The 8,034-nt window shown below is 72.0% G+C and carries 5 protein-coding genes; 4 read left to right on the top strand and 1 reads right to left on the bottom strand.

Going from position 1 to position 8,034, the window contains the following annotated elements; genetic code table 11:
- Nucleotides 1–285 precede the first annotated feature (285 nt).
- From boxA to D3A59_RS04035, 4 genes are all read left to right on the top strand, one after another.
- Nucleotides 286–1,566, top strand: coding sequence for a benzoyl-CoA 2,3-epoxidase subunit BoxA (gene boxA / locus D3A59_RS04050; protein WP_119153631.1), 1,281 nt, complete (start codon nucleotides 286–288; stop codon nucleotides 1,564–1,566).
- A gap of 64 nt (nucleotides 1,567–1,630) precedes the next feature.
- Nucleotides 1,631–2,440: an enoyl-CoA hydratase-related protein gene (locus D3A59_RS04045; protein ID WP_119153630.1), complete on the top strand. Its 810-nt coding sequence runs from the start codon at nucleotides 1,631–1,633 to the stop codon at nucleotides 2,438–2,440.
- Complete coding sequence (locus tag D3A59_RS04040) at nucleotides 2,437–3,978, top strand: 3-hydroxyacyl-CoA dehydrogenase (protein ID WP_119153629.1); 1,542 nt, start codon at nucleotides 2,437–2,439, stop codon at nucleotides 3,976–3,978. Before D3A59_RS04045 ends, D3A59_RS04040 begins: the two co-directional genes overlap by 4 nt.
- 100 nt (nucleotides 3,979–4,078) lie before the next feature.
- Nucleotides 4,079–4,519: a MaoC family dehydratase gene (locus D3A59_RS04035; RefSeq protein WP_119153628.1), complete on the top strand. Its 441-nt coding sequence runs from the start codon at nucleotides 4,079–4,081 to the stop codon at nucleotides 4,517–4,519.
- Here D3A59_RS04035 and D3A59_RS04030 read toward each other — a convergent pair.
- Nucleotides 4,455–7,826, bottom strand: a complete 3,372-nt coding sequence (locus D3A59_RS04030) for an EAL domain-containing protein (RefSeq protein WP_170162296.1) — start codon at nucleotides 7,824–7,826, stop codon at nucleotides 4,455–4,457. The two genes, D3A59_RS04035 and D3A59_RS04030, sit on opposite strands and share 65 nt — an antisense overlap.
- Nucleotides 7,827–8,034 lie beyond the last annotated feature (208 nt).

Raw genomic sequence — 8,034 nt, 5'->3', positions numbered from 1 at the left:
CTGCCCTCGGCCGAGGACCGCGCCTTCGTCGCGAGCCTGATGGGTCGCGTCGTCGAGCCGGGCAAGTTCGCCAACTGGATCGCGCCGCCGGTGATGGGCATCAACCGCCAGCCGATCGATTTCGAATACGTCAGATTCAATTGACCCACCCCCTGCGGCCTTCGGCCGCCCCCTCGAGGGGGCGACACTGCCGGCCCGGCAGAGCCGGTCCGTGGTGTCCGCTTGACGAGGCCCTGCCGCCCGACGCGCATGTGCGCCGGGCCGGCATATCCTGAAGGACAGACCATGGACATGGCAACGCCGTCGATCATCATCCGGCAGCACCTGATCGACCCCGAGATCTGCATCCGCTGCAACACCTGCGAGGCGACCTGCCCGATCGACGCGATCACGCACGACGACCGCAACTACGTCGTGAAGGCCGACGTCTGCAACGGCTGCATGGCCTGCGTGCCGCCGTGCCCGACCGGCGCGATCGACAACTGGCGCAACATGCCCCAGGCGCTGGCCTATCCCATCGAGGAGCAGCTGCTGTGGGACGAGCTGCCCGCCGAGCTGAGCGAGGACCAGCTCGCCGCCGCCGGCGTCGCGTCGGTGGTGGAGGACGCGCCGCTCGCGCCCGTCGCGACGCCCGAGCTGCCCGCGGCCGTCAGCGGCGAGACGCCCTTCGTGTCCTCCGCCTGGGGCGCGACGCTGCCGCCCTGGTCGGCCGCGCACGCCTACACCAACCTCTACGGCCCGAAGAACCCGACCACCGCAACCGTCGCCGGCAACTACCGCGTCACCGAAGCCGGCACCGACAGCGACACGCACCACCTCGTGCTCGACTTCGGCGCGCTGCCCTTCCCGGTGCTGGAGGGCCAGTCGATCGGCATCGTGCCGCCGGGCGTCGACGCGCGCGGCAAGCCGCACGTCGCGCGCCAGTACTCGATCGCCTCGCCGCGCAACGGCGAGCGTCCCGGCTACAACAACCTGTCGATCACCGTGAAGCGCGTGACGACGGACCACGAGGGACGGGCCGTGCGCGGCGTCGCGTCGAACTACCTGTGCGACCTGAAGGTCGGCGACACGGTGCAGGTGATCGGGCCCTTCGGCGCGAGCTTCCTGATGCCGAACCACCCCCGATCGAGCATCGTGATGATCTGCACCGGCACCGGCAGCGCGCCGATGCGCGCGATGACCGAGTGGCGGCGGCGCCTGCGCAAGAGCGGCAAGTTCGAGGGCGGCAAGCTGATGCTGTTCTTCGGCGCGCGCACGAAGGAAGAGCTGCCGTACTTCGGTCCGCTGTCGAAGCTGCCCAAGGACTTCATCGACGTCAACCTCGCCTTCTCGCGCACGCCGGGTGCCACGAAGCGCTACGTGCAGGACGCGATGCGCGAGCGCGCCGCCGACCTCGCCGAGCTGCTGAAGAACCCCGACACCTACTTCTACGTCTGCGGCTTGAAGAGCATGGAGGAGGGCGTCGTGCTGGCGCTGCGCGACGTCGCGCAGCAGGCGGGGCTCGACTGGGAGACACTCGGGGCTGCACTCAAGCGCGAAGGCCGCCTGCATCTCGAGACCTACTGAACCCGGCGCGACGACCGGGGCCGGGCAGGCGCTGCACGCGCGAGCGGCACGCCTGCCTTTTTCCATGTCCGACCAGGAGGAGCAAATTGTGGAAACGCTGAAGATCACCCGCGGCGAGCGCGGTGTCGTGCGCGTCGAGATGGCGCGGCCGAAGGTGTTCAACGCCTTCAACGAGACGATGATCGCCGAGCTGACCGAGGCCTTCGAGCAGCTGTCGGTGGACCCCGGAGCGCGCGCGATCGTGCTCGCCGGCGAGGGCAAGGCCTTCAGCGCCGGCGCCGACCTGCAGTGGATGCAGCGCGCGAGCACCGCGTCGCCGGAGTGGAACCTCGCCGACGCGCGGCGCTTCGCCGCGATGCTGCACCGCATCGAGTCCTGCCCGAAGCCGACGGTGGCGCGCGTGCAGGGCGTCGCGCTCGGCGGCGGCGTCGGGCTCGCGTGCGCCTGTGACATCGCGGTGGCCGCGGACGACGCGAAGTTCGCGGTCAGCGAGGCGCGCTTCGGCATCCTGCCCTCGGTGATCGGCCCCTACCTGACCAACGCGGTCGGCAAGCGCCACGCCAAGCGCCTGGCGCTGACCGCGAGCCGCATCGGCGCCGACGAGGCGCTGGCGATCGGCCTGGTGCAGCGTGTCGTCGCGGCCGCGGAGCTCGACGCCGCGGTCGACGCGGTGCTGCAGGAGCTGCTGCAGAACGGGCCCGGTGCGCTCGGCGAGATCAAGGCACTGTTCGCCCAGCTCGAGGTCGGCCCCGTCACGCCCGAGGTGCGCGAGCTGACCGCGCAGACCATCAGCCGCGTGCGCGGCACCGACGAGGCGCGCGAGGGCTTCGTCGCCTTCCTCGACAAGCGGCCCGCCGCATGGGTCCAGCCATGAACCGGATCGATCCCTCCACCCCGGTGCTCGTGATCGGCGCGGGCATCATGGGCGCGGGCATCGCGCAGATCGCCGCGCAGGCCGGCCACGCGGTGATGCTCTTCGACGCGCGCGAGGGGGCCGCGGCGCAGGCGCAGGCGAAGCTCGCCGCGACGCTCGAGGGCCTTGCGGCCAAGGGCCGGCTCGAGCCCGGGGAGGCCGCGGCCGCCGCCGCGCGCATCCGCCCGGTCGCGTCGCTGGCCGAGGCGCGCGAGGTGGGCCTCGTCGTCGAGGCGATCGTCGAGAACCTCGATGCGAAGCGCGCGCTGTTCCGGCAACTCGAGGACATCGTGCCCGAAGGCTGCGTGCTCGCGTCCAACACCTCGTCGATCTCGATCACCGCGCTCGCCAACGGCCTGCGCCATCCGGGGCGGCTCGTCGGCATGCACTTCTTCAACCCGGTGCCGCTGATGAAGCTGGTCGAGGTCGTCTCCGGGCTGCACACCGAGGGCGAGGTGGCCGAGGCGATCTTCCACCTCGCGATGGCCTGGGGCAAGACGCCGGTGCACGCGCGCTCGACGCCGGGCTTCATCGTCAACCGCATCGCGCGGCCCTACTACGCAGAGACGCTCGCGCTGCTGCTGGAGCGCGCCGCCGAGCCGCGGGCGATCGACGCCTGCCTGCGCGCCGCGGGCTTCCGCATGGGGCCGTGCGAGCTGATGGACCTGATCGGCCACGACACCAACTTCGCCGTCACCGAGTCGGTGTGGCAGGCCAACTTCGGCGACAAGCGCTACGCGCCCTCGCTGGTGCAGCGCGAGCTGGTCGACGGCGGCCTGCTCGGCCGCAAGTCGGGCCGCGGCTTCTACGACTACCGCGAGGGCGCGGCCGCTGCCGCGCCGGCCCCGGCGGCCGCCGCGACGGCGGACGGCCCGCCCGAGTCGGCGCTGCTGCAGCTGCACGGCAGCGACCCGGTCGCCGAGGGCCTCGCGCAGGCGCTCGCGGCCGCCGGCGTGGCCTTCACCCGGCAGAGCGACAGCGGCTGGACCGGGCTGCAGGCCGACGAGGCGCAGCTGCGCCTGAGCGACGGGCGGCCGGCCGCGCAGCTCAGCGCCGAGACCGGCGTGCAGGACCTCGCGGTCTTCGACCTGCCGATCGCCGGCTTCGCGGGCGCGGGCGCGGGCGCGGCGCTGGCGTGGGCGCCGGCCGCCGGCGCGAGCGAGGCCTGGCAGCGCGACGCGGCGCGCTGGCTGCGTGTCGCCGGCTTCGCGCCGCAGCGCATGCGCGACGCGGCCGGGCTGGTCGTCGCGCGCACCATCGCGATGCTGGTCAACGAGTCGGCCGACGCGGTGCTGCAGGGCGTGTGCACGCCCGAGGGCGCCGATCTCGCGATGAAGCTCGGCGTCAACTACCCGGCCGGGCCTTTCGAGTGGCTGGCGCGCTGGGACGCGAGCGCGGTCGTGCAGCTGCTCGAGCACCTCGACGCGCACTACCGCGGCGAGCGCTACCGCGTCAGCCCCGGGCTGCGTCAGCGCGCCTGGACGGGAGCCGCCGCATGAGCCGCCGCCTGGAACCGGACAGGGCGGACGCCCGCGCCGAGACCGGCGAGGACCGCCTCGCCGCGCTGGGCGGCAAGCGCGCACCGCGCCTCGGCGCATCATGAGGTTCGCCGACTTCCACGAAGGCCAGCTGATCGAGGCCGGCCCCTACGCGGTGAGCGAGGAGGAGGTGCTGGCCTTCGCGCGCGCCTACGACCCGCAGTGGTTCCACGTCGACCCCGAGGCGGCGGCCGAGCGCAGCCGCTTCGGCGGCCTGATCGCGAGCGGCTGGCACACCTGCGGCATCGCGATGCGGCTCGCGACCGAGGCGGCGCTGCACGGCTCCGAGTCCTTCGCGTCGCCGGGGCTGGCCTACGTGAAGTGGCCCAACCCGGTGCGCCCGGGCGACGCGCTGAGCCTGCGCGCGACGGTGCTCGACGTGCGCCGCTCGCGCAGCCAGGCCGGGCTCGGCATCCTGCGCTGGCGCTGGCAGCTCTTCAACCAGCAGGGCACAGAGGTGCTGGATCTCGAGGCGACGAGCCTGTTCGATCTGGCGGACTGAGGCGCTGCCCGCTTCCGTCCCCGCTCTGCCAGCGCGCATCGGGGCGGAAGTCGGCGAGCCAGCGCAGGAGCTCGTCGGCGCGCATCGGCGGCGCGATCGCGTAGCCCTGCACCACGTCGCAGCCGAGCTCGCGCAGCGCGTGGATCTGCTCCACGCCCTCGACGCCCTCGGCCACCAGGTCGCGCGCGAAGGCCTTCGCCAGCCCGGCCACGCCGTTGACGATCGCGAAGTCGCCCGGGTTGCCGAGCATGTCGCGCACGAAGGCCGCGTCGATCTTCAGCTCGTTCACCGGCAGCTGCTTCAGGTGCAGCAGCGTGGAGTAGCCGGTGCCGAAGTCGTCGAGCGAGAAGCGGATGCCGAGCGGCTGCAGGCGCGCCATGATGCGGCACACCGCCTGCACGTCCTCCAGCGCCGCGGTTTCCACCACCTCGATCGTCAGGCGGCCGGCGAGCTCCGCGGGATGGCGGCCGAGCTGCTCCAGCACGTAGGCGTCCAGCCCGCCCTTGAGCAGCTGCCGCGCCGAGACGTTGAAGCTCACCGCGATCCGCACGCCCGCGGCGTCCCAGGCCGCCATCTGGCGCAGCACCTCGGCGATCACCCAGTCGCCCACCCGCACGATCGCCTCGTCCTGCTCGAAGTCCGACAGGAAGTCACCGGGATGGGACAGGCCCAGCTCGGGGTGGTCCCAGCGCAGCAGCGCCTCCACGCCGACGACCCGGCCGCTGCGGCAGTTCACCTTGGGCTGGTAGTGCAGCAGGAACTGCCGCTGCACGATCGCCTCGTCGAGCCGCGCGAGGAGGTCGCGGCTCGCGTGCAGGCGCGACTCGGCCGCGGGGTCGAAGCGATGGAAGCGGTTCTTGCCCTGGGCCTTGGCCGCGTACATCGCCTGGTCGGCATGCCGCAGCAGCTGGTCCGCCTCGGCGGGATCGCCAGGGAACAGGGTGAAGCCGATGCTGGCCGACACCCGCACCGGGCGGCCCTCGATCGTGATCGGGGAGGCGACCGCGGCGATGATGCGCCTGAGCAGGGGCTCATGATCGCTGTCCGACCTGAAGCCGCCGAGCAGCAGCACGAATTCGTCGCCGCCGACGCGCGCCACCGTGTCCTCCTCGCGGATCGTGGCCTGCAGCCGCGCGGCGATCTCCTGCAGCAGGCAGTCGCCGGCCTTGTGGCCGAGCGTGTCGTTGACCGGCTTGAAGCCGTCGAGGTCCATCACGCAGACCGCCAGCGCCTCCCCCGTGCGTCGGCTGCGCGCGAGCGCGACGCCCATGCGGTCGGCGAGCAGGATGCGGTTGGGCAGCCCGGTCAGCGGGTCGTAGTGCGCGATGCGCTCCAGCTCGCGCTGGTGGTTCTTCTGCCGCGTGATGTCGGAGATCAGCCCGACATAGTGCTGCGTCCGCCCCGATTCGTCCCGCACCGCGCTGATGGTGAGGGCCTCGGCATACTCCGCCCCGTCCTTGCGCCGGTTCCACAGCTCGCCGGACCACTGGCCCTGTTCCATCAGGTTGCGCCACATCGCCGCGTAGAACGGCGCGCCCTGCCGGCCCGACTGCAGCAGCTTCGGGCTCCGGCCGATCACCTCCTCGCGCGCGTAGCCGGTGATGCGGCAGAAGGCGTGGTTCACGTCGACGATGCGCCCGTCTGGATCGGTGATCAGGATGCCCTCGTTCGCGCAGGAGAAGACGCTGGCCGCCAGGCGCAGCCGGTCCTCGGCGCTGCGCCGCTCCGTTACGTCGAGGATGTAGCCGTTGAGGCCGGTGACGCGGCCGTTCGCGTCGCGCACCACCGAGGTGTAGTCGTCGATCCAGCGCCAGGCGCCATCGCCGCGGCGGAAGCGGTAATGCTGCTGGAAGTTGGCGTCGCCGGCCTCGAGATGCCGCCGCACCTCGGCGAGGACGCGCTCGCGGTCCCCGGGATGCACGAGCGCCAGGAAGGTGGGCCGGCCGGCGAGCAGGTCCTGGGGCTCGTGCCCGAACACCGCCGCGACGTTCGGCGACACGTAGCTCACCGGCCATCCCTCGCGCGCCTCCCGCCGGAAGACCACGACCGGGCCGGTCGCGATCAGGTCGCGCTCCTCGCGCAGCAACTGCTCGGCCCGGGTCTTCTCGGTCTCGTCGAAGAAGGACGCCGCATAGTGCCCCGAGGGCCGCCCGTCGAAGATGACGGCATGGATGCTCATCGCGTACGCGCGCGGCTCGCCGGCCTTGTTGCGCCCCCACAGGTGGCCTCGCCAGTGCCCGTCGCGCTCGACGAGGACGCAGAGCTCGCGGCAGGAGCGGACCCGCGCGCGCCGCTCGAACAGCAGCTCGTCGGGGGTTCGCCCCACCGCCTCCTCGCTGCAATAGCCGGTGAGCTGCGAGAAGGCCGGATTGACGCTGCGGATGATCCCGCCGGCGTCGAGGATCATCAGCGCGTTGACGGAGGAGTCGATCACCTGTCTGGCCAGGCTCAGGTCCTCCCGGAAGCGCGTCAGCGCCTCGTCGCGCTGGTGGAGCGCCTGGATCAGGTCCGCCTGGTAGCTGCGCTGCAGCATCAGCAGGATGTCGTGCAGGCCGAGCAGACCGATCACGGTGCCGTCGGCCCCCGTGATGCCCAGGTGGCGGATGTGCCCGTCGATGAGCAGCCGCCGCGCTTCCAGCAGGGACCAGGTCGCCGGGACGGTGCGCAGCGGGAAGCTCGCGATGTCCTGCAGCACGGGAGGGGTCTCGCGGCCGGCGAGCAGCCGGATCAGGTCCCTTTCGGTCAGGATGCCGAGGACGCCGTCCTGCCGCTCGACGAGCGCCGCATCGCAAGCCGCGCCCCGCATGCGCACGACGGCCTCGCCGATGCCGAGCGTCGCCGGCAGGCACAGGGGCGGGCCGCCGGCGACCTCGCCCACGGTCCGCAGTCGCAGGAAATGCTCCACGCCGTAGCGCAGCACGAGGTCGGTCTGCGTGACGATGCCGACCGCCTTGCCCGAGCCGTCGACCACCACCAGGTGGCGGATGCGGGCCTGCTCGAGCAGCATGACCGCCTCGCCGGCCTCCGCGTCGGCGCTGATCGTGGCGACCGGCTTGCTCATGACCGAGGACACCGGCAGGTCGAACGCCGCCGGATCGGCGAAGTCGATGCGCGTCGCGTCGCGCTCCGTCCAGATGCCGACCGGGCGGTCCTCCTCGGTGACGAGGATCGAGCTGCAGGCTCGCTCCCGCATCAGCCGGGCGGCCTCGGCCAGTGAAGCATGCGGCGGACAACTCAGCAGATTGGAATTGGCGAACTCCGCCACCCGGTTTTTGCCTTCCTGAAGAAAAGTTTTGATTTCGGTCATGATTTCTCGGGGGAATCGGGGGTGCCGGAGAAAATGTTTTCCTGTCGCGCTCCACGGACGGGCAGGAATGGCGTGCAGCCCCGTCCGGGCAGGGAATTCGACGGGAGGGAGTATGAAGGATGGCAGGCCCGCCGGATATCGGTGAGCCATGCCGCTCATGGGCCGGGGAAATGGAGCGCGTCGGAATTTCGCCGGAGCGGGGCGGGCG

This window comes from Caldimonas tepidiphila (genome assembly GCF_003569765.1).
Lineage (GTDB): Bacteria > Pseudomonadota > Gammaproteobacteria > Burkholderiales > Burkholderiaceae_C > Caldimonas > Caldimonas tepidiphila.
The sequence above is the reverse complement of the archived record's forward strand: the minus strand, read 5'-3'. Positions and strand labels throughout refer to the sequence as shown.